Annotated in this window: 15 protein-coding genes and 1 pseudogene; 7 read left to right on the top strand and 9 right to left on the bottom strand. The window is 70.7% G+C overall.

Annotated features, from left to right (window positions below; genetic code table 11):
- Window positions 1–87 precede the first annotated feature (87 nt).
- From HCR68_RS12595 to HCR68_RS12555, 9 genes are all read right to left on the bottom strand, one after another.
- A complete protein-coding gene (locus HCR68_RS12595) occupies window positions 88–774 on the bottom strand; it encodes a sirohydrochlorin chelatase (protein ID WP_167149999.1) in 687 nt (228 codons plus the stop codon).
- Window positions 771–1,799 (bottom strand): sulfite exporter TauE/SafE family protein, encoded by a 1,029-nt coding sequence (locus tag HCR68_RS12590; RefSeq protein WP_167149997.1) that lies wholly within the window; start codon window positions 1,797–1,799, stop codon window positions 771–773. The genes HCR68_RS12595 and HCR68_RS12590 overlap by 4 nt, the downstream gene beginning before the upstream one ends.
- A gap of 41 nt (window positions 1,800–1,840) precedes the next feature.
- A complete protein-coding gene (gene cobA / locus HCR68_RS12585) occupies window positions 1,841–2,725 on the bottom strand; it encodes a uroporphyrinogen-III C-methyltransferase (RefSeq protein ID WP_243859110.1) in 885 nt (294 codons plus the stop codon).
- 7 nt (window positions 2,726–2,732) lie between these two features.
- Window positions 2,733–4,115: a GTP-binding protein gene (locus HCR68_RS12580; RefSeq protein WP_167149995.1), complete on the bottom strand. Its 1,383-nt coding sequence runs from the start codon at window positions 4,113–4,115 to the stop codon at window positions 2,733–2,735.
- Window positions 4,115–5,125: a sulfate adenylyltransferase subunit CysD gene (cysD, locus tag HCR68_RS12575; protein WP_243859109.1), complete on the bottom strand. Its 1,011-nt coding sequence runs from the start codon at window positions 5,123–5,125 to the stop codon at window positions 4,115–4,117. The genes HCR68_RS12580 and cysD overlap by 1 nt, the downstream gene beginning before the upstream one ends.
- Window positions 5,122–5,904: a phosphoadenylyl-sulfate reductase gene (locus HCR68_RS12570; RefSeq protein ID WP_243859107.1), complete on the bottom strand. Its 783-nt coding sequence runs from the start codon at window positions 5,902–5,904 to the stop codon at window positions 5,122–5,124. Before HCR68_RS12570 ends, cysD begins: the two co-directional genes overlap by 4 nt.
- Window positions 5,901–7,613, bottom strand: a complete 1,713-nt coding sequence (locus HCR68_RS12565) for a nitrite/sulfite reductase (RefSeq protein WP_167149991.1) — start codon at window positions 7,611–7,613, stop codon at window positions 5,901–5,903. The genes HCR68_RS12570 and HCR68_RS12565 overlap by 4 nt, the downstream gene beginning before the upstream one ends.
- Window positions 7,614–8,191: 578 nt before the next feature.
- Window positions 8,192–9,016, bottom strand: a complete 825-nt coding sequence (proC, locus tag HCR68_RS12560; protein WP_167149989.1) for a pyrroline-5-carboxylate reductase — start codon at window positions 9,014–9,016, stop codon at window positions 8,192–8,194.
- A gap of 146 nt (window positions 9,017–9,162) precedes the next feature.
- On the bottom strand, window positions 9,163–10,524 hold the full coding sequence (locus tag HCR68_RS12555; RefSeq protein ID WP_167149987.1) for a Na+/H+ antiporter NhaC family protein: 1,362 nt from the start codon (window positions 10,522–10,524) through the stop codon (window positions 9,163–9,165).
- A 122-nt stretch (window positions 10,525–10,646) separates the two neighbouring features.
- Here HCR68_RS12555 and HCR68_RS12550 point away from each other — a divergent pair, with 122 nt between their 5' ends.
- From HCR68_RS12550 to HCR68_RS12520, 7 genes and pseudogenes are all read left to right on the top strand, one after another.
- Window positions 10,647–11,429, top strand: a complete 783-nt coding sequence (locus HCR68_RS12550) for an SDR family NAD(P)-dependent oxidoreductase (protein WP_167149985.1) — start codon at window positions 10,647–10,649, stop codon at window positions 11,427–11,429.
- Between the two features lie 167 nt (window positions 11,430–11,596).
- On the top strand, window positions 11,597–12,457 hold the full coding sequence (locus tag HCR68_RS12545) for a hypothetical protein (protein ID WP_167149983.1): 861 nt from the start codon (window positions 11,597–11,599) through the stop codon (window positions 12,455–12,457).
- A gap of 439 nt (window positions 12,458–12,896) precedes the next feature.
- Window positions 12,897–13,844, top strand: coding sequence for an aldo/keto reductase (locus tag HCR68_RS12540; RefSeq protein ID WP_167149981.1), 948 nt, complete (start codon window positions 12,897–12,899; stop codon window positions 13,842–13,844).
- Between the two features lie 423 nt (window positions 13,845–14,267).
- Complete coding sequence (ileS, locus tag HCR68_RS12535; protein ID WP_167149979.1) at window positions 14,268–17,627, top strand: isoleucine--tRNA ligase; 3,360 nt, start codon at window positions 14,268–14,270, stop codon at window positions 17,625–17,627.
- A gap of 246 nt (window positions 17,628–17,873) precedes the next feature.
- Complete coding sequence (locus HCR68_RS12530; RefSeq protein ID WP_167149977.1) at window positions 17,874–19,715, top strand: folylpolyglutamate synthase/dihydrofolate synthase family protein; 1,842 nt, start codon at window positions 17,874–17,876, stop codon at window positions 19,713–19,715.
- Between the two features lie 305 nt (window positions 19,716–20,020).
- Window positions 20,021–21,709 (top strand): alpha,alpha-phosphotrehalase, encoded by a 1,689-nt coding sequence (locus tag HCR68_RS12525; RefSeq protein ID WP_167149975.1) that lies wholly within the window; start codon window positions 20,021–20,023, stop codon window positions 21,707–21,709.
- Between the two features lie 139 nt (window positions 21,710–21,848).
- Window positions 21,849–23,324, top strand: a pseudogene (locus HCR68_RS12520) (glucose PTS transporter subunit IIA); the annotation flags it as partial.
- Between the last annotated feature and the right edge of the window lie 129 nt (window positions 23,325–23,453).

The raw sequence follows: 23,453 nt of genomic DNA, 5'->3' as shown, positions 1-23,453 counted from the left end.
ACGCGTCAGATGCCCCGCCGGTGAATGAGCGAGCGGGCATGAGGGGCTGACGAGCACGTCGGTGAGGGGGCGGCGCGTGCGTCGCGGTCAGGCGACCAGCTCCCGGTAGCGGTGGGCCACCAGCTCTGCGACCGCGGGATGGTCGCCGATGGGAGCGGCGACGACGTCGGCGCCCGTGGAGTGCAGGGCCCGGTGAAAGCGTCCCTCCGCCAGCAGGTAGGTGGCCACCCCCACCCGGCGGGCTCCCCGGGCCCGTGCCGTACTCACCGCGTCACGCACGGTGGGGCGCGCCGCCGAGAGGTAGGCGGGCGTCACCCTGCGGCCCAGACGCCCCTCCAGCATGTGGCTGACGGCCTCGACCTCCTCAAGCGCCGCTGCCTGGCGCGACCCCGCAGCCCCCAGGACGATGTGGTCGAGGCCCGCCGACCCGCCCAGAGGCGCGGCCGCCTCGTGGAGACGCTGGGCCACCGCCTCCACCAGACGCTCCTCGGCCCCCAGGTGACCGGTGACCGTTCCCGAGCCGTGCCGCTGCACTGCCGCCGGAACATCGTTGAGGACGTGGTAGCCGCGGGCCAGGAAGAAGGGCAGCACCACCGGATCCACCAGCCCCGCCAGTGCCGTGGCCGGATCCGGGGGCTGGAGCTCGACGTATCCGGTGCGCACCTCCACGTCAGGCAGGATCGTGCGGATGCGCTGCGCGGTGCGCGACATGACCGAGGACGGCCCGGGCCGGCGCGAGCCGTGGGCGAGCAGTACCAGAGGACGCGGGCTCATACCGGCTCCACCACCAGCTCGGCGGGCCTGCGGGGGCGTCCCAGATCGACCGATGCCGATCCTGCGGGAGCCGTGATTGGCCCATCTGAGGAGGCCGATGCGCTCTCACGCGACTGTCTGGTCCTGACCTCCTCCAGCACCCGGCCGCTCTCCGCCAGGGCCTGACGGGCGGCGGCCCTCGCCTTGCGGACCGACAGGTGCAGAAGTACCGCCCACAGGACGATGAGCGCCCCATAGAACAGGACCCCGGTGCGGGCCGAGGCCCCGGCCCACGACAGCAGGACGCGCAGGTTCGTGGCCAGGATCAGCCCGCCGACGGCCGTGCCCAGCACCGATCCGGGCAGACGGGAGACGAGCCAGGCCGCGACCGGTGCCGCCACCAGACCTCCGGCCAGGAGAGCCAGGACGATCCCGAGGCTGATGCCCGCTGTTCCCAGGCCGGTGAGGAAGCCGGCCGAGGCCGCCACGGTCACCAGGAACTCCGAGGCGCCCACCGAGCCGACCACCGTGCGCGGCGCGGTGCGACCGTGGGACAGCAGCGTCGTCGTGGTCACCGGTCCCCAGCCGCCGCCTCCGGTGGCGTCCACGAAACCGCCCACCAGGCCCAGGGGAACCAGGAACCGCCTGCCGTGCGGGCACCGCCGATCCGATCCCTGAGGCGGACTCAGGGCGAAACGACCCAGGACGTAGGCCCCCAGCAGGATCAGCAGGGCGGCCGTCACCGGGGTCGCCGCCCGGGTGGACAGGTGCGACAGGATCGTGGCCCCGCCGAAGGCCCCGACCGCTCCGGGCAGTCCCAACCGGGCCACCAGCCGAGGATCGGTGTTGCCCAGCCGCCAGTGGGAGGCCCCTGAGGCCAGCGTTGTACCGATCTCGGCCAGGTGTACCGAGGCCGAGGCCAGCGCCGGGCTCAGCCCGGCCAGGAGCAGGAGGGAGGACGAGGTCATGCCGTAGCCCATCCCCAGGGAGCCGTCCACCAGCTGAGCGGCCAGGCCGACGAGGGCGAGAAGAACAAGTTTGCGCATCAATGACTCCAGGACGTTCGGTCTTCGTGCGCCGATGCGGGCTAGGCGGCGGGGCTCGCCGGCCTGGCCTCCTCGACGACTCGGTCGGCCCAGTACGGGCTCAGGGTGACGACGTCGCCGATGACGATGACCGCGGGGGCGGTCACGCCGTACCGGGCGGCGACGTCGGCCAGACATCGCAGCTCGGTGGTGGTCACGCGCTGGTCGGGGTGGTAGCCGCTCTCGATGATCGCCGCGGGAGTCGCCGCATCGCTGCCGGCCGCCAGCAGGGAGGCGACCGAGTCCCGCAGCCGGGAGACCCCCATGAGCAGGATGAGGGTGTGATCGCGGCGCTGGGGGAGGACCCCGAGGTCCGCGTGGGCCGTGATGACCGAGAAACCGCGCGACAGTCCCCGGTGGGTGACGGGGATCCCCGCCGCCGCGGGCACGGCGATGGCGCTGGTGATCCCGGGAACCACCTCGACGGCGATACCGGCCTCACGGCAGGCGGCCGCCTCCTCCCCGCCGCGTCCCAGCACGTAGGGGTCGCCGCCCTTGAGGCGGACCACTCCCTTGCCCCGGCGGGCCAGGTCGATCAGGATCGCGTCGATCTCCTCCTGGCTCAGGACGTGCCGGCCGCGCCGCTTGGAGGCGTCAATGACCTCGGTGCCGGGGCGCAGGTCCTCCAGCAGATCGCGGGGCGCCAGGGCATCGACGACGACGGAGTCGGCCCGGCCCAGCAGCTCCAGACCGCGGGCGGTGATGAGGCCGCTGCTGCCCGGGCCGCCGCCCACCAGCGCCACCCAGCCGTGAGGGGAACCGGCGGCCTGAGCGACGCCGGAGCCCGGCGCGCAGGGCGACGACGGAGACTGCGATGCTGGAGATGCCGGCGATACCGAGGCCGTGGGCACGTCGGGGGAGAGACTGGGGGAGAGCTCGTGGGTCATGCGTCGCTCAGCCCCTGCCGGAGGAGACCGGTTCAGTCGGTTCGTCTCCACCCGAGCGCGCCAGCCGCACCATCCCGGCCCCGAGCGTACCGCCCTCGTGGGCGTCGATGAGGAGGAAGGCGCCGTCGGACCGGGAGACCGAGTAGTCGGCCAGCGGTACCGGGGAGGCCAGGCGCAGCTGCACCAGGCCGATGTCGTTGAGCTCAAGGCTGTCCGCCGCAACCGTGGTCAGGTCCTCCAGATCGAGCCTGCCCTTGATGGTGCGCACGACCGCCCGGACCGTCTGGGAGCCGTGCTTGAGCAGCACGCGCACCCGGGGACGCAGGGGCTCCTCGCTCAGCCAGGACACGCGGGCCTCCACGTCGGTCAGCACCCGAGGCGCATCAGCGGCGGCCGCGAGGGTGTCGCCTCGGGCGACGTCGACGTCGTCGGTCAGGCGGATCGTGACCGACTGGCCCTCGACCGCCTCATCCAGGCTCTGCTCGCCCAGGTCGATGCCGGCCACGTGCGAGCCCCTGCCCGAGGGCAGGACCACCACGGGGTCGCCGACGCGCACCCGGCCCGAGGTGATCTGCCCGGCGTAGCCGCGGTAGTCGCGCAGCTCGGGCCTCGGGGCGGCTGTCTGAGGACGGATGACCAGCTGGACCGGCAGACGGAAGGAACCCGCGTTACGGGCGGTGGGCAGGGACTCCAGCAGCCCCAGCAGGGTCGGGCCCTTATAGAAGGGCGTGGCACTCGAGGCCTCGACGATGTTGTCGCCCAGGAGCGCGGAGGTCGGCAGAACGTGGACCGCCGCGACCCCCAGCTCCGCGGCCACCTCGCGGATATCGGCCTCGACGGCCGTGTACACCTCGGCGGAGAAGTCCACCAGGTCGATCTTGTTGACCGCGACGACGACGTGCGGAACCCGCAGGAGGGCCGCGACCGCCAGGTGGCGGCGCGTCTGCTCCAGGACCCCGTTGCGGGCGTCCACCAGCAGCACGACGACGTCGGCCGTGGAACAGCCGGTGACCGTGTTGCGGGTGTACTGCACGTGCCCGGGGCAGTCGGCCAGGATGAAGGAGCGCCTCGGGGTGGCGAAGTAGCGGTAGGCGACGTCGATCGTGATGCCCTGCTCCCGCTCGGCCCGCAGCCCGTCGGTCAGCAGCGCGAGGTCCGCGCCGGTCAGTCCCCGATCCAGGCTCACCCGCTCGACGGCGGCCAGCTGATCGCGCAGGACGGACTTGGAGTCGAACAGGAGACGGCCCACGAGCGTGGACTTGCCGTCGTCGACGCTGCCGGCCGTGGCCAGGCGCAGCAGCGAGCCGGTGGCGGCGGTGCGCGCCGCGGCCTCGTTCACAGTGGGAGTGACGTCGGCAGCGAGCCCGGCAGTAAGGGTGGGGGTGCTCATCAGAAGTAGCCCTCCTTCTTGCGGTCCTCCATGGCCGCCTCGCTCAGGCGGTCATCGGCGCGGGTGGCTCCCCGCTCGGTCAGGGTGGAGGCGGCGACCTCCAGGACGATGTCGTGGTTGGTGGCGGCCCGGGACTCGACGGCGCCCGTGCAGGACATGTCGCCCACGGTGCGGTAGCGCACGGTGCGGGTGACGACCTGCTCGCCGTCGCGGACCCGGTTGACCCCGCCGGCGGCCAGCCACATGCCGTCTCGCAGGAAGACCTCGCGCTCGTGGGCGTAGTAGAGGTCCGGCAGCGCGATGTCCTCGCGCTCGATGTAGCGCCACACGTCCAGCTCGGTCCAGTTGCTCAGGGGGAAGACCCGCACGTGCTCGCCGGGGCGGTGTCGGGGGTTGAGGAGGTTCCACAGCTCGGGACGCTGGTTGCGCGGGTCCCACTGGCCGAACTCGTCGCGCAGGGAGACGATGCGCTCCTTGGCCCGGGCCTTCTCCTCGTCCCGGCGTCCGCCGCCGAAGACGCCGTCGAAGCCGCCCTCCTCGATGGCATCGAGCAGGGGGATCGTCTGGAGCGGGTTGCGGGTGCCGTCGGTGCGCTCCCGCAGGCGGCCGTCGTCGATGTAGTCCTGGACGCGGGCCACCATCAGCCGCAACCCGAGCTCCTCGACCGTCTGGTCCCGGTAGGCCAGCACCTCGGGGAAGTTGTGGCCGGTGTCCACGTGCAGGACGGGGAAGGGGATGGGGGCCGGCCAGAAGGCCTTGCGCGCCAGGTGCAGCATGACCACGGAGTCCTTGCCCCCGGAGAACAGCAGGACGGGGCGACGGCACTCGGCGGCGATCTCCCGGATGACGAGGATGGCCTCGGCCTCCAGGACGTCGAGGATGTCCAGGGCCCCGGTGAGCGCTCGGGCCTTGGCGGGATCGGCGGGGTCGACGGGGTGGGGGCTCGGCGCCTGCAGACCCGCAGGGGTGGAGGAAGGCGCTGGTGCGGTGGGGGTCAGGGTGATGCTCATAGGTGGATTCCGCATTCTGTCTTGGTGAATCCGGCCCAGCGGCCGGAACGGGGGTCGTCTCCGGGCTTGACGCGTGCCGTGCACGGGGCGCAGCCGATCGAGGGGTAGCCGTCGTAGAGGAGGGGATTGATGAGGACCCCGTGCTGGTCGGCGTAGCCGGTCAGGTCCTCCAGGCTCCAGGCGGCCAGGGGGTTGATCTTGACGATCTCGTGGGTGGCGTCCCAGCCCACCAGCGGGGTGCGGGTGCGGGTGGGGGCGTCCTCACGGCGCACCCCAGTGGCCCAGGCCTCATAGCCGCCCAGGGCCCGGGCCAGCGGCTCGACCTTGCGCAGGCGGCAGCAGGCGGCCGGGTCTCGCGACCACAGGTCCGGCCCGTAGCGCTCGTCCTGCTCGGCCACGGTGAGCTCCGGGACGACGTCGACGACGGTGACGTCCATGGTGGCGGCCACGGCGTCACGGGTGCCGACCGTCTCGGCGAAGTGGTAGCCGGTGTCCAGGAACAGGACGTCCACCCCGGGCAGGACCCGGGAGACCACGTGGGGCAGGACGGCGTCGGCCATGGAGCAGGCCACGGCGAGCGTGCCGGGGAAGTTCTGGGCCGCCCACTGGACGACGTCGAGGGCCGCGGCCTCCTCCCCGAGCTCGCGGGCCCCGGCCTCGGCCAGCTCCCGCAGCTCCTCCTTGGGGCGCAGCCGGGCGGACGTGCCGGATGACGCGACGACCGCCCCGGCAGTTGTTGTGGCGGTTGCTGTTGCCGTGATGGTTGCCGACGGGCTCATGTGAGGTCCTCCTCCTCGGCTCGGTGCGCCCATTGGGCGAAGGTCTCCTCGGGGAGGCGCTGGTCCAGGTAGCGGCGCACGAGGCGCTCGACGTAGTCGGTCAGGCCCGCCGCGGGTACCTTGAGGCCCCGAACCGTGCGGCCCAGGCCCGCCTCGGCGCGCCCGGCGGTGGCCAGGCCCCCTCCCAGATGCACCTGGAAGCCGGGCATCTGCTCTCCGTCGACCGTGATGATCTGGCCCTTGAGCCCGATGTCGGCGATCTGGATACGGGCGCAGGAGTTCGGGCAGCCGTTGATGGTCAGGGTGATGCGCCGATCGAGGTCGGTGTCGGCCAGGCGCTCGTCGAGCTCGGCCGAGACCCGCGCCGCCAGCCTCTTGGTCTCCACGATCGCGAACTTGCAGAACTCCAGGCCGGTGCAGGCCAGGGTGGAACGGCTGAAGCCTCCCGGATCGGGATCGAGCCCCAGAGCGCGCAGCCCGGCGACGGCGTCGTCCACCCTGTCGGAGGGAACGTCCAGGAGCAGCAGGTTCTGCAGCGGGGTGGTGCGCACCCGGTCCGAGCCGACCGTCTCAGCCAGGTCGGCCAGGCCCAGCAGGACGTCCCCGCTCAGTCGGCCGACCGGAGGCTTGGCCCCCACCCAGAAGCGGCCGTCCTTCTGCTCATGGACGCCGATGTGGTCGGAGTCCCCGTTGGGCTCCCGGGGAGGGGGACCGTCGGGCAGGGCGCGTCCCAGGTACTCGTCCTCAAGAACCCGCCGGAAGCGCTCCGGCCCCCACTCGGCCATGAGGAACTTCAGCCGCGCCTTGTTGCGCAGGCGGCGGTAGCCGTAGTCGCGGAAGATGCGGATGACGCCGTACCAGACCTCCAGGGCGTCCTCGGGGGGCACGAAGGCTCCCAGGCGCTGACCCAGGCGCGGGGCCGTCGACAGGGCCCCGGCCACCCACAGGTCGTACCCGGGCCCGAGCTCGGGGTGCTCGACGCCGACGAAGGAGATGTCATTGATCTCGTGGAGGATGTCGAGGCTGGGCGAGCCGGTGATGGCGGTCTTGAACTTGCGGGGCAGGTTGGCCAGCTCGGGATCGCCCAGGTAGGTCGACTTGATGGCCTCGGCCAGCGGGGTGGGGTCGATGACCTCGTCCCTGGCGATGCCCGCCACCGGGGAGACCAGGAATCCCCTGGGGGTGTCCCCGCAGCCCTCGATCGTCGTCAGCCCCACCGACTCCAGACGCCGCCACAGCTCGGGGACGGAGCCGATCTCCACCCAGTGGAGCTGGATGTTCTGACGGTCGGTGATGTCGGCCGTGCCGCGGGCGAAGTCGTTGGAGACCGAGCCGAGTGCACGCAGCTGGTCGCGGCTGAGGCTGCCGCCGTCCAGGCGCACCCGCTGCAGGAAGTAGCGGTCGGAGAGCTCGGAGGCGTCCAGCTGGGCGGTGCGGCCGCCGTCGATCCCCTGCTTGCGCTGGGTGTACAGGCCCCACCAGCGGAAACGCCCGTTAAGGTCATCGGGTGCGATGGTCTCGAAACCGCCGGGCGCGTAGGTGCTCAGGATCCTCTCGCGCACCTCCAGAGGAGCCCCGGCCTGCTTGAAGGCCTCGTTGTCGTTGAGCGGCTTGCGGCCGTCGAGGGCCCACTGGCCGTTGGGGCGGGCCTTGCGCGGCGGGCGCACGGTACGAGCCGGCGGCGTGACGGTGGGTGCGGTGGTGGTCATTGCTCCTCCATGACGGTGATGGGGCCACAGACGGGTTAGTCGTGTCAGTGGCGTGTCATTGGCGCAGGAGCGTCCGGGTGCGCTGAGCACGGGCCTTTCAGGCCGTTCGGTCAGCCACAGCCGTCCTGACGGGGCCTTCCGGACGCTTCATCGCGCCGGATACCTCGTACAGCGGGGTGGTTCCCCTCGGGTGCGTCAGGCGCGGTTCAGGCCTGACAACACATGACCGCATGGGCACGCAGGATGTCAGCGGGATACACACCGCTGAAGAGGACTGCGTGGGAGAAGGTCATGGCCGAAACATTAACCATGCATTTATCTGACAGCAAGCAAGAACGATATGTGCTTCCGGTCACGACGTCGTCGTCGAGGCGGGCATTTCCCGTGCGGAGACGCGGAAAAACGCTGCCGGGGACACTCCGCACGCGCGGGTGCGTGCGCGCCCTCGGCGGGGACATCTGACGCGTTCGGGGACAGAAAATCTGCACCCGAACGCGTCAGATGTCCCCACCGGGGTGGAATGTCTCCGCCGGTGAACGGGTGAGCGGGCGCGAGGGGCCGGGCCCACTCGCCCGCGGTCAAGCGCCCAGCTCCTTGTCGCGCTCGACGATGGCCTCGAAGGCGCGCACGACGGCATCGGAGAAACCGGCCCGTTCCAGGGCCACCATGCCGGCCACCGAGGTGCCGCCGGGGGAGCAGACCGCGTCGATGAGATCGGCCGGGGTGCGGCCGTGCCCGCCCTCGGCGGTGCGCTGGGCCTCGGTCTGCACGGTGCGGGCGGTCCCCAGCACCGCCTGGGCCACGATCTGGACGGCCAGGGCCTTGGGAATGCCGCCCATGACGCCGGCGCGCGCCAGGGCGTCGACGAAGGCGCACACCAGGGCGGGGGAGGAGCCCGCCAGGCCGATGAAGGCGGAGAAGTCCTTCTCCTCCAGGATCACGGTGCGCCCGATCGCCTCCATGAGGGTGCGCACGGTCTCCAGGTCGTGGGCGCTCACGTTGCGCCCCGGGGCCAGCGCCGTCATCGACTCGCCCACGGCCGCCGCCATGTTCGGCATGGTGCGCACCACCCGGGTGCCATCGGGCAGCATCGACTCGAGGCGCTCGAGCGTCAGACCGGCCGCGATGGAGACCACCAGGGGCCTGCTGCGGCCGATGGCCCCGCCCAGCCGGGTCAGCACGGTGGGGATGACGTAGGGCTTGAGCCCCAGGATGAGGACGTCGCTGCGCGAGACCAGGTCTGCGGCGTCGGGCACGTGGACGGCCCCGACCTGGCCGGCCAGGCGCTCGGCGGAGCCGTGCTTGCCGGTGAGCAGGAGGTGCCCGGCCGGCGTTCCTGCGGCCACCGCCCCCCGCACGATCGCGCTGACCATGTTGCCGGCGCCGATGAACCCGATACGCATGAGGCCTCCTGATCGTCAGTGACGTGAGACCAACACGGTACCGCGCGCATGGGCTCGGCGGCGTGACTTCCAAGGAGTCGATTGGATCGTGCCGGGCTCATCCCGCTCGCCCCGCTCACCCGTTCAGCGGCCGTGCCCCGCCGGCCTCAGAGCACCATGGCGGCGATCCAGCCGGCGATGAGCAGGGGGATGTTGAAGTGGATGAAGGTCGGGATGACCGAATCGCGCATGTGGTCGTGCTGCCCGTCGGCGTTGAGACCGGCCGTGGGCCCGAGCGTGGAGTCCGACGCCGGTGAGCCGGCGTCCCCCAGCGCCCCGGCGGTCCCGATGAGGGAGACCGTCGCCACCGGGGAGAATCCCAGGGATAGGCACAGGGGCACGTAGATCGCCGAGATGATCGGCAGGGTGGAGAAGGACGAGCCGATCCCCATGGTCACGATGAGACCCACGAGCAGCATGACGAAGGCGGCGGCGGGCTTGGAACCGGCGAACAGGGAGGTCGCCGACGTCACCAGCGGCTCGATCTGCTTGGTCTCCTTGAGCACCGCGGCGAAGCCCTGCGCCGTGATCATGATGAGTCCGATGAGCGCCATCATCCGCATCCCGCCGGTGAAGACGTCGTCGGCCTCGGCGATCGTGACGACCCGGGTGGCCATGAACAGCAGCAGGCCCAGGAGCGCCCCGACCAGGAGGGGATCGGCCTCGGACTCCGTCCAGGTCAGGAAGGTCTGGACCGCGAAGCAGGCGACGACGGCGACCAGCGCGATCGCCACCTTGCGATGGTCGATCTCGACCGGGCCGGAGATCTCCTCACCCGAGTCGCTGCCGGTGTCGATCCGGTAGCTGCGGGGCTTGCGGTAGGTGACGAACACGGCGATGAGCAGGCCCACGATCATGCCCAGCGCCGGGATCCCCATGGCGTGGGTGGCCGAGACATGCGAGACGTCCAGACCCGCGTCCTTGATGTTGGCGTAGAGGATGTCGTGGAGGAAGACCCGCCCGAAGCCCAGCGGCAGGAACATGTAGGTGGTCACCAGGCCGAAGGTGATGGCGCAGGCCACCGCGCGGCGGTCCAGCTGCAGGCGGCTCATGACGATGAGCAGCGGCGGGACCACCAGCGGGATGAAGGCGATGTGGACCGGGATGAGGTTCTGGCTCATGATCGCCATGGCCGTCAGTCCGCCGAGCACCAGCATCGTGGTGACGCGCACGGCCCGCTGCGCGGTGGACCCGTCCTCGGTCTCGATCCTGGCGATGAGCCAGTTCGCCAGCAGCTGGGGCAGGCCCGAGTGCGCCACGGCCATGGCGAAGGCCCCCAGCAGCGCGTAGGACAGGGCGATCTTGGCGCCGTCGGCCAGGCCGTTCTGGAAGGCCACCATCGTCTGACTGATCCCCAGGCCGGCGCTCAGCCCGCCCACGAGCGCGCCGACGAACAGCGAGAGCACCACATGGACGCGCAGCATCGCCAGGATGAGCATGACCAGGACGGCGAGGATGACGGCGTTCATGTGGTGCCTTCCGAGTGGAACGGGGTGCCGGGCTGTGCGGGGCCTCGACCGGTCCTGGGCGGACCCGATCGAATCGGGGGCGATTGTGCCAGGTGATCGTGACAGGGACGTATCGTGGAGTAATGAGCGAGAACCATAACGACGTCACCAGCGGCTCTTCTTCCTCTCGCCGCGTCCTCGTGACCGGGGCCTCCACCGGTATCGGCGCCGCCACCGTCCGGCTCCTGCGCTCCCACGGCTGGGAGGTCGTCGCCACCGCCAGGCGGGTGGAGCGCCTGGAGGCCCTGGCCGCCGAGACCGGCTGCACCTGGGTGGCCGCCGACCTCCAGGAGCCGGGCGACGTCGAGCGCCTGGCCCGTGAGGTGCTCGACGGCGGCCCGGTCGACGCGGTCGTCAACAACGCCGGAGGTGCGCTGGGGGTCGACCCGGTCGCCGAGGGCAAGGCCGAGGAGTGGGCCACCATGTACGAGCGCAACGTGCTCGCGGCCCTGCGCGTGACCCAGGCCTTCCTGCCCGGTATGCGCCGTCGGGGAGGGGATCTGGTGTTCCTCACCTCCACCGCCGCCCATGACACCTACCCCGGCGGGGGCGGGTACGTGGCCGCCAAGCACGCCGAGCGAGTCATCGCGGGCACGCTTCGCCTGGAGCTGGTGGGCGAGCCGGTGCGCGTCATCGAGATCGCGCCTGGCATGGTGGCCACCGAGGAGTTCTCCCTCAACCGCCTCCACGGGGACGCCGAGGCCGCCGCGAAGGTCTACGCCGGCGTCGCCGAGCCCCTGAGCGCCGACGACGTCGCCGCCTGCATCGTCTGGACCCTCGAGCTGCCCGCCCACGTCAACATCGACTCCATGGTGGTGCGGCCCCGGGCCCAGGCCTCCAACACGCTGGTGGCCCGCGAGCAGTAGGCGAGCAGTAGGAGGCGGCCTGCCGGCGGCGGGTGAGTCGCCGGTGAGCCGTCGACGGACTGACGGACACAGGTTGCCCACAGGTCTGACCTGCCGCGGGCACAGTGCGGGTTCCTAACGTCTGCTCCAGCCCCGGCCGGGCCGGGAACCAGACTGAAAGGACCCCTATGAGCAAGCACGTCTCCTCCGGCGCTGACAACGCCGGTGACAACGCCTCAGCCCCCGGGCGCGACGCGGCCACCGAGAGCCTCCCCATCCAGGGCGGCGCCGACGACGCCGCCAAGGACACTGCGAGTGCCGCCGTCAACGACCCCGTGCAGGACGTCGCCAAGGACGTCACGAAGGACTCGGTCAAGGATCCCGGGACGGCTTCGGCCACGGAGCGTGCGCAAGCCGGCGCCACTGCCGGCGACACCGGGAAGCTTCCCGCAGACCGTTCCGATGAGGCCGCCGCGGACGCGTCGGCCGGTGCGGCTCGAGCAGCTGCTGCCGGCAGCAGCACTGCCGACACGAGGCTGACGGGAGCATGGGTGTCCCCGGATGCTCAGAACGCCGCGACCATCGGCGTTGCCGCACCGGCGCCCTCAGCGGCCAAGAAGGCGCGTTCCAAGGCGCGCAAGCCCTGGTACCGCCGTCGCATCATTGTGGGCGCTGCTGGGGTGGCGCTGCTGGCGGGCTCCTTCGCAGCCGGCTGGGGGACCAACGAGCTCCTCGGCCATGACGGCCCTGGCGGCAGCCGTGCTCAGCAGGAGTCCGGCAACGGGCAGGGCGGTCCCGGCGGGCAGATGCCCGGTGGAGGACCCGGTGGCCAGGGCGGGCCCGGTGGTGGCCCCGGCGGAGGACCCGGGGGCGGTCAGGGTGGCCCCGGCGGGCAGGGCGGTCCGGGAGGAGACTCCGGTGGGGCCGGCCGGACCACCCCCAACGGAGACGCCCCCGGCGGCTCCGGATCGGGCGAGGGCGGTCAGCAGGGAGGCTCCGGATCCTCAGGCGTCCTCCAACAGGGCTCCACCCCGAGCGCGGGGAGCTGACAACGCCCGGCATGGCAGTCAGTGCGGTGTCGGGGCCCGCTGGGTCTCGACACCGCACTGACTGGTGCCTGAACCACCGGATCTGTCACGATCGGCGACTTTTAGACACCCAGCTGCTGTGCGGCTGCTCGATTGACAATCCGTTCCTGCAGGTCAGGGCGCTGCGCTCGGGAGTGGAGCCGCCCCTGCTGTCGCTAAAAGTCTCCCTCAGTGACACCGATCAGTCGTCTCAGGAGGCCGGGGCGGGCATCCCGCATCGCCCCGGAAGCAGGGACCAACAGGTCTTCAGACACCGCGAGGGAGCGGGTAGCGTGTTGCTGTACCAGAACCTTGGAATGCGACGGTCCCTGCACTCGCGATGGGACTGTCACGGCCATGGTGACCGCCTTGAATGGTCGGCTCGCCTCCTATTGGTCGTCGAGACGATCGGAGTACTGCGATGAGCGAGAACACCCCTCGCATGGCGCTCGGCACCATGCACTTCGGCACCCGCCTGCCCGAGACCCGGTCCCGGGAGATTCTCGATGCCTACCTGGATCTCGGCGGCCTGTGGATCGACACCGCGAACTGCTACGCGTTCTGGGGCTCCGAGACCGGTCTCGGGGGCCAGAGCGAGACCGTGATCGGCCAGTGGCTCACTGATCGCGGGGTGCGCGACCGGGTGAGGATCAGCACCAAGGTCGGTGCGGAGCCGACCCGCCCCCACAGCTTCCCGGACGCCGTGGAGGGCCTCGGGAAGGACACCGTCCACCGCGCCATCAGGGACAGCCTGCACCGTCTGCAGACCGAGCGCGTCGATATGTACTGGGCTCATATGGAGGACCGGGCGCAGACGATTCCGGACGTGGCGGCCACCTTCGGCGACCTGGTCGCTCAAGGACTGACCGCCCGAATCGGTCTGTCCAACCACCCGGCCTGGTACGCCGCCGCAGCCAACGTAAACGCCCAGCAGCGGGGCTCGGCCCGGTTCAGCGCCCTCCAGCTGCGGGAGTCCTACCTTCACCCCAGGCCCGACGTCCCCGTTGAGGGCGAGGACCACCCCCACGGGATGATGACGGCCGAGAGCAAGGACCTCGCCGGGCGGTGCGACGTGGAGCTGTGGGCCTACACGCCGCTGCTGACCGGCGCCTACGAGCACCCGGAGCGTCCCCTTCCCGAGGCCTACGAGCACCCGGGGACCCACAACCGCCTGGCGGTGCTGCGCAAGTGGTCAGACAGGCTGGCCATGAAACCGAGCCAGGTCGTCCTGGCCCTCCTCAACGCCCAGCAGCCGACGATCACCCCGATCGTGGGAGTCAGCTCCGTCGCCCAGCTGTCCGAGGCGGTCCAGGCCACCCGCCTCACCCTCCCCGAGGAGGCCGTCGAGGAGCTCAACGCAGCCGGCTAGACCGAGGACCTGGACCGAGGACACAGCCTCCAAGGTGTGCGCGGGCGCTTATTCCACCGCCGGGTGTGGGGAGGATGACGTCATCGAGGCCGGGTCCGCACTGGCCCCGGCGGTACGCCGCCCACTACACTCCCCGGAGCACAGGCAGCGACCCGGCCATCACCGGCGAGCCTCCGGAAGAACCGGGCCCGGCGCACCAGCGCCACCGGCCCCCAGTAGAACCGGACGGGACAGCCCGTCACAGCTGAGAACGAAGCGGTCGTGCGGACCCGCCTTCGTCAGGGCATCGGCACGGCAAGCGAGGTGGTACCGCGGTGCGGCACCAGCCGGGCACTAGTCCCGGTCGGGAGTCGTCGTCGTCCTCGTCAGGCCCCGGGCAACCGCCCGAGGCGGTAGGAACGAGTGAGACGAGAGCACACCGCGATGGCTGAGAAGATGGCTGACAGCACCACCGCCGGCGGCAGCGAGCCGACCGGCGCCGCCTTCTACCCCCTGCACCGGCCGGGGGAGCAGATCGACCCCTCGCCCTCCTTCCCCGCCATCGAGGAGGAGGTCCTGGCCTACTGGAAGGCCGACGGCACCTTCCAGGCCTCCATCGACAACCGCAACGAGCCCTGCGACGAGTTCGTCTTCTACGACGGCCCGCCCTTCGCCAACGGCCTGCCCCACTACGGCCATCTGCTGACCGGCTACGTCAAGGACGCCGTCGGGCGCTACCAGACCCAGCGCGGCAAGCGCGTCGAGCGCCGCTTCGGCTGGGACACCCACGGCCTGCCCGCCGAGCTCGAGGCCCAGCGCCTGCTCGGCATCGACGACGTCACCGAGATCACCCGCCCCGGGGGCCTAGGCATCGAGAAGTTCAACGAGGAGTGCCGCACCTCCGTCCTGCGCTACACCAAGGAGTGGGAGGACTACGTCACCCGCCAGGCGCGCTGGGTCGACTTCGACAACGACTACAAGACCCTGGACCCCGACTACATGGAGTCGGTGCTGTGGGCCTTCAAGCAGCTGTGGGACAAGGGCCTGGCCTACCAGGGCTATCGCGTCCTGCCGTACTGCTGGCACGACCGCACCCCCTTGAGCAACCACGAGCTCAAGATGGATGACGACGTCTACCAGGACCGCCAGGACAACACGGTCACGGTGGGCCTGCGCCTGGAGGAGCCCCTGCGCAAGGGCGCCGAGCGCCCCGAGCTGGTCCTCATCTGGACCACCACCCCCTGGACCCTGCCCTCCAACCTGGCCATCGCCGTGGGGCCCGACGTCGAGTACGTGACCGTCCACGTGGACGAGGACCTCGACTCGCCGGTCGCCGGCCAGGACGTCGTCATCGCGAAGGACCTGCTGGGCTCCTACGCCCGCGAGCTGGGCGAGGACCCGCGGGTGGTGGCCACCTGCACCGGGGCGGACCTGGTGGGGCGGCGCTACCACCCGATCTTCGACTACTTCGACGACGCCGCCCACCGGGCCGAGGGCGCCGCACCCGGGCCCAACGCCTGGACGATCATCCCCGCCGACTTCGTCACCACCTCCGACGGAACCGGCCTGGTCCACATGGCCTCGGCCTTCGGTGAGGACGACATGATCGCCTGCACCGAGGCCGGCATCGAGACGGTCGTGCCCGTCGACGACGGCGGCGTGCTCACCGAGGAGGTAAGCGACTACGCCGGGCTGCAGGTCTTCGAGGCCAACAAGCCGATCGTCGCCGACCTGCGCGACGGCACCGGCCCGCTGGCCCGCCGCGACGAGGACCAGCGCGCCGTCCTGGTGCGCCAGGCCTCCTACGTGCACTCCTACCCGCACTGCTGGCGCTGCCGTAAGCCGCTCATCTACAAGGCGGTCTCCTCCTGGTTCGTGCGCGTCTCGGCGATCCGCGACCGCATGGTCGAGCTCAACCAGGACATCGACTGGTACCCCGGTCACATCAAGGACGGCATCTTCGGCAAGTGGCTGGCGGGCGCCCGCGACTGGTCCATCTCCCGCAACCGCTTCTGGGGCGCGCCCATCCCGGTGTGGGTCAGCGACAACCCCGACTACCCGCGCACCGACGTCTACGGCTCCTACGCCGAGCTCGAGCGCGACTTCGGCGTGGAGGTCAAGGACCTGCACCGGCCCTTCATCGACACCCTCGTGCGGCCCAACCCCGACGACCCCACGGGCAGGTCCATGATGCGCCGCATCCCCGACGTGCTGGACTGCTGGTTCGAGTCGGGGTCGATGCCCTTCGCCCAGGTGCACTACCCCTTCGAGAACGTCGAGTGGTTCGAGTCGCACTACCCGGGCGACTTCATCGTGGAGTACATCGGCCAGACCCGCGGCTGGTTCTACACCCTCCACGTCCTGGCCACGGCCCTGTTCGATCGGCCCGCCTTCACCTCCTGCGTCTCCCACGGAATCCTCCTGGGCAACGACGGGGCGAAGATGAGCAAGTCGCTGCGCAACTACCCGGACGTCTCCATGGTCTTCGACCGCGACGGGGCCGACGCCATGCGCTGGTTCCTGCTCTCCGCGCCGGTCATGCGCGGCGGCAACCTCGTGGTCACCGACAAGGCCATCCGCGACACGGTGCGCCAGGTGGTGCTGCCGCTGTGGAACACCTGGTACTTCTTCGCCCTCTACGCGGGCCAGGTGGAGGGGGGCGGCTACGTCACCGACGGCGTCGACCTCGACGACGCGAGCCTGTTCGCCAAGCGTGGCGGCCTGCACGTCATGGACCGCTACGTCCTGGCCCGAACCAAGGACCTGGCTGAGACGGTGGCCGCCCAGATGGACGGCTACGACATCACCGGGGCCTGCGCCACGATCCGCGACTTCCTCGACGTGCTCACCAACTGGTACCTGCGCACCTCGCGCCAGCGCTTCACCGACGGCGACAAGACCGCCTTCGACACCCTGGCCACGGTGCTGCGCGTGCTCACCGAGGTCATGGCGCCGTTGGCGCCGCTGGTGAGTGAGGAGATCTGGCGGGGCCTGACCGGCGGGCGCTCCGTGCACCTGACGGACTGGCCGGTGCTGCCGGCTCACGTGACCAACGCCGAGCTCGTCTCCGCCATGGACGAGGCGCGCGCGGCGGTCTCGGCGGCCCTGAGCCTGCGCAAGGCCGAGAAGCTGCGCGTGCGCCAGCCGCTGCGCAGCCTGACCGTCGCCACGGCCGACCCGGCGGGGCTGGCCCCCTTCAGGGAGCTGGTGGCCGAGGAGGTCAACGTCAAGGAGGTGCGGGTGCTGGACGCCGAGTCCGCCGGCTACGAGGCCAGGCAGGACCTCACCCTCAACCCGCGGGCCTTCAGCCCCGAGGTCCGCAAGCTCACCTCCAGGCTCTTCGCCGCCGTCAAGGCGGGGGAGTGGGAGCTCACCGAGGACGGGGACGTGCGCTTCGACGACGTCCTGCTCGACGGCGCCCCGGTGGTCCTGGAGGCCGAGGACGGAGCCTTCACGCTGACGACCCGCATCGAGGTCGACGACGACTCCCTGGCCGCTACCATGCTGCCCTCGGGAGCCTTCGTGGTCCTGGACACCGCCCTCGACGACGCCCTGGAGGCCGAGGGCTGGGCGCGTGACCTGGTGCGTCTCGTTCAGGATGAGCGCAAGGCCGTCGGCCTGCACGTGGGGGATCGCATCCGCCTGGAGCTGACCGTCCCGGAGGACAAGGGCGCCTGGACCGGTGCCCACCTGGACCTGGTCAAGCGGGAGGTCGGCTGCGTGGACGCCTCCGTCATCGCCGCCCCCGGCGTCAAGGAGCCCACCGCCAAGGTCGAGAAGGTCGACACGAAGCCCGAGGCCTGATCCAGACCCGGGCCTGAGTACCCAGTACACGTGGTGCCGGCAGACCGAGCGAATTGGTCTGCCGGCACCACGTGTCGTCCGGCTAGGCCTCGCGCGCTTGGAAGCCAGGCTCCATTGCCTTCGATCTTGACGCATTCGAATAAACCTCATAGGAGGGGGACAGGCAGCCCTCCGAGCCGCTGCGAGTCAGCTGCGGTAGGGTGCGCGCGGCAGCGGGCGCGTGAGGCGCCCGCAGATGGAGGACCCATGAACGACGAGCGCCGCCACCGGCTTCCCGGGCAGGACCCGGCCGAGAACCAGGACGCGACCAATCCCGGAGCCGCCTTCGGCATCCCTGAGGGCGCCACGGGGGAGGAGGTGGTCGACGCCGTCTTCGGCGATTCTGGCGTCGACCCCGAGCTCCTGCCCTACCTGGAGGCCGCGGGCACCCCCAGCCTCACCGACGGCGACGCCCTGACCGTCTCCGTCTCCGAGCTCCAGGAGGCCGGCGCCCAGCGCGAGGCGGACGCCGAGGTCCAGGACCGTGAGGACCTCGAGGCCCTGCGCGAGCTCGTCGCCGCCAACATGATCCCCGGCGGCGACACCGACCGCCTCGAGGAGCTCCTCGCCGAGGTCGACGCCGACGACTCCGACGACTGGGAGTCCTGGGAGCCCCAGCTCCCCGACACCCCCGAGGACGAGCACCTGCGCGACCTTCAGGCGGCCGCCCGCGCCGTCGAGGTCTCCGCCCGCATGCGCCAGGTCGAGGCCGAGATCCTCTCCCGCGCCCCCGAGCACCAGGTCCAGCCCTCCCTGGAACGCGTCGAGGCCGTCCTCGACATCCTGGGCCACCCCGAGCGCACCTACCGCACCGTCCACATCACCGGCACCAACGGCAAGACCTCCACCGCCCGCATGACCGAGCGCCTCCTGGCCGCCGGCGGCATGCGCACCGGCCGCTTCACCTCCCCCCACCTGGCCACCATTCGCGAACGCATCAGCCTCGACGGCGAGCCGATCAGCGAGGAGGGCTTCATCGCCGCCTGGGAGGACGTGGCCCCCTACATCGCCATGGTCGACGAGCGCTCGGTGGCCGCCGGCGGGCCGCGCCTGTCCTTCTTCGAGGTCCTGGCCGTCATGGCCCTAGCTGCCTTCGCCGACTACCCCGTCGACGTGGCCGTCATCGAGGTCGGCCTGGGCGGGCGCTGGGACGCCACGAACGTCATCGGCTCCGACGTCGCCGTCATCACCCCGATCGGACGCGACCACGAGCGCTGGCTCGGCTCCTCGATCACCGAGATCGCCCACGAGAAGGCCGGCGTCATCAAGGACGGCTCCACCGTCGTCGTCGCCCACCAGGTCCCCGAGGCCGCAGCCGAGATCGAGCAGGCGGCCGCCGAGCATCGCGCCGTCGTGCGCCGCGAGCGCGACCCGGAGGAGGACCCCACCTCGCCGGATGCCGGCGTCCTGCAGGTCCTCGACCGTCAGCTCGCCGTCGGTGGCCAGCTGGTGACGCTGGCCACCGCAGCCGCCGTCTACGAGGACGTCTTCGTCCCGCTGCACGGGGAGTACCAGGCCCGCAACGCCCTGCTGGCCCTGGCGGCCGCTGAGGCGATCCACGGTGGCCGCCGGCTACCCGGGCGCGTCGTCGAGGACGGCTTCGCCTCCGTCACCAGCCCCGGCCGCCTGGAGGTCCTGCGCTCCTCGCCCACGGTCCTGGTCGACGCCGCCCACAACCCCCACGGCGTCGAGGCCCTCACTGGAGCCATCGAGGAGGCCTTCGGCTTCCAGCACCTCGTCGCGGTCCTGGGCGTCATGGCGGACAAGGACGCCGAGGGGATCCTGGCCGGCCTGGAGCCGGTGACCGACGCCGTCGTGTGCGTCCCCATCGACTCGCCCCGGGCCATGGACGTCGACGACCTGGGCGAGATCGCCAAGGAGGTCTACGGCGCCGACCGCGTCGTCGTGAGCCAGCAGCTCGGTGAGGGCGTGGAGCGGGCCGTGGCCCTGTCCGAGGGCTACGACACCCCGCTGACCGCCTCGGGAATCCTCATCGTCGGCTCCGTGGTCCTGGCCGCTGAGGCGCGATCCCTGTTCGGCAGGCCCTGACGGCCCGTCCCCGGGGCTGTTGCCCGCGGCTTTCCACGACTCTTTCCTCCGGCTCTTACGCCGTGGCCTCGATCCGATCGACGCCGCCGATCCGTGTCCTCACCCGTCCGGGAGGCTCGGGCAGAACCTCTTCGCCCGAGCCTCCCGGACGGGTTTTTGCCTCATTTTCAGCGACAAGCCTTCCATGTGTTAGATAACACAGGGATAAGAATGGACGACTTGTGCACACAAGTGTATACTTGTGTGCACAAGTCGCCGGGAGGGTGATTCCTCCGGCTCCATCCCACGTCCCTCAGGAGCCCCGCATGTCATTGACGGACAGCGTCGTCTACCAGATCTATCCCAAGTCCTTCCGCGACTCCACCGGTGACGGTGTGGGCGACCTGCGCGGCATCATCGAGAAGGTCGACTACATCGCCTCCCTGGGGGTGGACCACGTCTGGTTCAACCCCTTCTTCCCCTCACCGGGCCGGGACAACGGCTACGACATCTCCGACTACTGCGCCATCGACCCGGCCATGGGCACCATGGAGGACTTCGAGGAGCTCGTCGCCGCCCTGGGCGAGCACGGCATCGGCGTCATGCTGGACATGGTCCTCAACCACACCTCCACCGAGCACGAGTGGTTCCAGCGGGCCCTGGCCGGAGACCCCGTCTACCAGGACTACTACTACCTGCTGCCGCCCAAGGAGGACGGCTCGCTGCCCACCAACTGGGTCTCCAAGTTCGGCGGCCCCGCCTGGGCGCCCTTCGGGGAGACCGGCCTGTACTACCTGTGCCTGTACGACCGCACCCAGGCCGACCTCAACTGGCACAACCCGGCCGTGCGCGCCGAGGCCGCCAGGATCGTCAACTTCTGGCGGGGCAAGGGCGTCAAGGACTTCCGCTTCGACGTCATCAACGTCATCGGCAAGACCCTGCCGCTTCAGGACGCGCCCGCCGGCACCGACGACCGCTACACCTACACCGACGGCCCCCTCGTCCACGACTACCTGCGCGAGCTCAGTGCCGCCAGCTTCGGCCAGGACCCCGAGGCGATGACGGTCGGCGAGATGTCCTCGACCACCGTCGAGGCCTGCGTCGGCTACTCCAACCCGGCCAACCACGAGCTGAGCATGGTCTTCAGCTTCCACCACCTCAAGGTCGACTACGCCGACGGCGCCAAGTGGACCCGCATCCCCTACGACTTCGCCGCCCTCAAGCGCATCCTCAACGAGTGGGCCACCGGCATGCAGGCCGGCGGCGGCTGGAACGCCCTGTTCTGGAACAACCACGACCAGCCCCGCGCCATCGACCGCTTCGCCGACCCCGAGCGCTACCACGTCGAGTCCGCCACCATGCTCGCCACCGTCATCCACCTGCTGCGCGGCACGCCCTACGTCTACATGGGTGAGGAGATCGGCATGACCGACCCCGCCTACCTCGACATCGAGGACTACGTCGACGTCGAGGCCCGCAACGCCTACCACGAGCTGACGGCCGGCGGCATGGAGCCCCAGGAGGCCTTCGCCGTCGTCCACTCCAAGGCCCGCGACAACGCCCGCACCCCCATGCAGTGGAACGCCGAGACCCCCGGCGCCGGGTTCACGACCGGCACCCCCTGGCTGCGGCCCACCAACCAGCAGGCCGTCAACGTCGAGCGCGAGGAGGCCCAGGGGCGGATCCTGCCCTACTACCGGCGCCTCATCGCCCTGCGCAAGGAGCTGCCCGTCATCTCCCGCGGCAGCTACGCCCCCTACCTCCTGGAGCACGAGGACGTCCTGGCCTACACCCGCGAGCACGAGGACAGCCGCCTGCTGGTCCTGTGCAGCTTCCGCGGCCACGACACCGAGGCGGCCGTCCCCGAGGGCTTCGAGAGCTCCCGCATCCTCATCGGCAACTACGACGGCAACGACCGCGCCCGCAGCCGCGACGAGCTGCCCGCCGCCGCCGACCGTTTCGAGGCGGGTGTCATCCGCCTGCGCCCCTACGAGGCCATCGCCCTGCTCGCCTGAACCGGCCCTGACTGCCGGACCCGACTCACGCTCTTCCCCTGCGCCTCCGTACTTCTGTCCGCCCTGTCCGCCCCGGAGGACTGCCGAGCAGGCCTCCCAGAACCCGTCGCACCCACCCAAGCTCCGAAAGGAACCCTCCATGTCCCAACCAGACCAGGGCCCCGAGGTCCCCATCGCCTCCCCGGTGACGGGGACGGTCATCGACCTCGCCGACGTCCCCGACCCCGTCTTCTCCTCCAAGGCCGTGGGGGACGGGCTCGGTGTCGAGCCCGACGACGGCGCGATCGCCTCCCCGGTGGACGCCACCATCACCATGGTCGCCGGAACCGGCCACGCCATCGGCTTCAAGAGCGAGTCGGGCCTGGAGGTCCTGCTCCACCTCGGCGTCGACACCGTCGAGCTCGAGGGCGCCCCCTTCGACCTGAGCGTCAAGGTCGGCGACACCGTCAAGGCCGGCGACTCCCTGGGCACCATGGACCTCGAGGCCGTGCGCGCCGCGGGCAAGGCCACCACCGCCATCGTCGTCCTGACCAACACGATCACCCACCTGGCCGACCTGACCGTCACCACCGGGCATGCGGACGCGGGCGCCACCATCGCCACCGCCACGCTCAAGGGCGAGGACGACTCGCAGGCCGGATCCGCCGGTGCCTCGGCCGCCGTCGAGGACGGCTCCAGCGGAGCCGACGGAGAGCGCACCGACGGACTGAGCGGCTTCGACGCCACCGCCGCCGACATCATCACCGGCATCGGCGGCCCCGACAACGTCCGCTCCGTCCTGCACTGCATCACCCGCGTGCGCTTCTACCTCAAGGACGAGTCCCTGGCCGACGACGAGGCCGTGGCCGACCTCGACGGCGTCATCGACGTGGTCAAGTCCGGCGGCCAGTACCAGGTCGTCATCGGCCCCGAGGTCGTCGACGTCTACGACGCCGTCGTCGCCCAGCTGCCCAACGTGGGCGGCGGTGAGCAGGCCGCCGACGTCGAGGTGGTCGAGCGGCCCACGACGCTCTGGGGCTGGGTCAAGCTCGGCTTCTCCTCCCTCATCGGTGTCATCACCGGCTCGATGATCCCCGTGGTCGGCATGCTGGCCGCCTCCGGGATCCTCAAGGGTCTCCTGGCGCTGCTCGTCCAGTTCAAGGTCGTCACCGAGGCCTCCAACACCTTCCACTTCATCGACGCCATGAGCTCGTCGATGTTCTTCTTCCTGCCGATCATCGTCGGCTTCACCGCCGCCAAGCGCCTGGGCTCCGACCCCATCGTCGTGGCGATCATCGGCGGCGTGCTCTGCTACCCCTCCGTGGTGGAGATGTCCAAGAACACCAACGACGTCATCACCGTGGGACGCACCGTGTTCAACTCCGACTTCTTCGGTATCCCGGTCTCCCTGCCCGCCGACAACGCCTACGCCTACTCGATCTTCCCCATCATCGTGGGGGCCTGGCTCGCCTCCAAGATCGAGCCCTGGCTCAAGAAGGTGCTCCCTGCGGTCATCCGGCCCATCTTCGGGCCGCTCATCGAGATCTTCGTGGTCTCCGCCCTCATCCTGCTGGTCTTCGGGCCCGTCGTCATGCTCGTCTCCGGTGGCATCGCCTCCGTCATCAACGCGGTCCTGGGTGTCAAGCCCCGGGTTTTGTGGAGGCTGGTTTAGCTGGATGTGGTGGTGGCTGGTTGTAGTTGTTCCTGGCGGTGGGTGTCGGGGGCCCAGGCGGCTTCGTGCTCGGCGGGGGTGCGCATGCCGATG

This window comes from Actinomyces sp. ZJ308 (assembly GCF_011752065.1).
GTDB lineage: Bacteria > Actinomycetota > Actinomycetes > Actinomycetales > Actinomycetaceae > Actinomyces.
The sequence above is the reverse complement of the archived record's forward strand: the minus strand, read 5'-3'. Positions and strand labels throughout refer to the sequence as shown.

What these genes read in the sequence shown, in the direction of transcription:
- proC (WP_167149989.1), bottom strand. Translation starts at nt 9,016, where the DNA reads ATGCGTATCGGGTTCATCGGCGCCGGCAACATGGTCAGCGCGATCGTG.
- HCR68_RS12530 (WP_167149977.1), top strand. Translation starts at nt 17,874, where the DNA reads ATGAACGACGAGCGCCGCCACCGGCTTCCCGGGCAGGACCCGGCCGAG.
- HCR68_RS12525 (WP_167149975.1), top strand. Translation starts at nt 20,021, where the DNA reads ATGTCATTGACGGACAGCGTCGTCTACCAGATCTATCCCAAGTCCTTC.
- HCR68_RS12555 (WP_167149987.1), bottom strand. Translation starts at nt 10,524, where the DNA reads ATGAACGCCGTCATCCTCGCCGTCCTGGTCATGCTCATCCTGGCGATG.
- HCR68_RS12540 (WP_167149981.1), top strand. Translation starts at nt 12,897, where the DNA reads ATGAGCGAGAACACCCCTCGCATGGCGCTCGGCACCATGCACTTCGGC.
- HCR68_RS12565 (WP_167149991.1), bottom strand. Translation starts at nt 7,613, where the DNA reads ATGACCACCACCGCACCCACCGTCACGCCGCCGGCTCGTACCGTGCGC.
- HCR68_RS12590 (WP_167149997.1), bottom strand. Translation starts at nt 1,799, where the DNA reads ATGCGCAAACTTGTTCTTCTCGCCCTCGTCGGCCTGGCCGCTCAGCTG.
- cysD (WP_243859109.1), bottom strand. Translation starts at nt 5,125, where the DNA reads ATGAGCATCACCCTGACCCCCACCGCACCAGCGCCTTCCTCCACCCCT.
- HCR68_RS12580 (WP_167149995.1), bottom strand. Translation starts at nt 4,115, where the DNA reads ATGAGCACCCCCACCCTTACTGCCGGGCTCGCTGCCGACGTCACTCCC.
- HCR68_RS12545 (WP_167149983.1), top strand. Translation starts at nt 11,597, where the DNA reads ATGAGCAAGCACGTCTCCTCCGGCGCTGACAACGCCGGTGACAACGCC.
- cobA (WP_243859110.1), bottom strand. Translation starts at nt 2,725, where the DNA reads ATGACCCACGAGCTCTCCCCCAGTCTCTCCCCCGACGTGCCCACGGCC.
- ileS (WP_167149979.1), top strand. Translation starts at nt 14,268, where the DNA reads ATGGCTGAGAAGATGGCTGACAGCACCACCGCCGGCGGCAGCGAGCCG.
- HCR68_RS12550 (WP_167149985.1), top strand. Translation starts at nt 10,647, where the DNA reads ATGAGCGAGAACCATAACGACGTCACCAGCGGCTCTTCTTCCTCTCGC.
- HCR68_RS12595 (WP_167149999.1), bottom strand. Translation starts at nt 774, where the DNA reads ATGAGCCCGCGTCCTCTGGTACTGCTCGCCCACGGCTCGCGCCGGCCC.
- HCR68_RS12570 (WP_243859107.1), bottom strand. Translation starts at nt 5,904, where the DNA reads ATGAGCCCGTCGGCAACCATCACGGCAACAGCAACCGCCACAACAACT.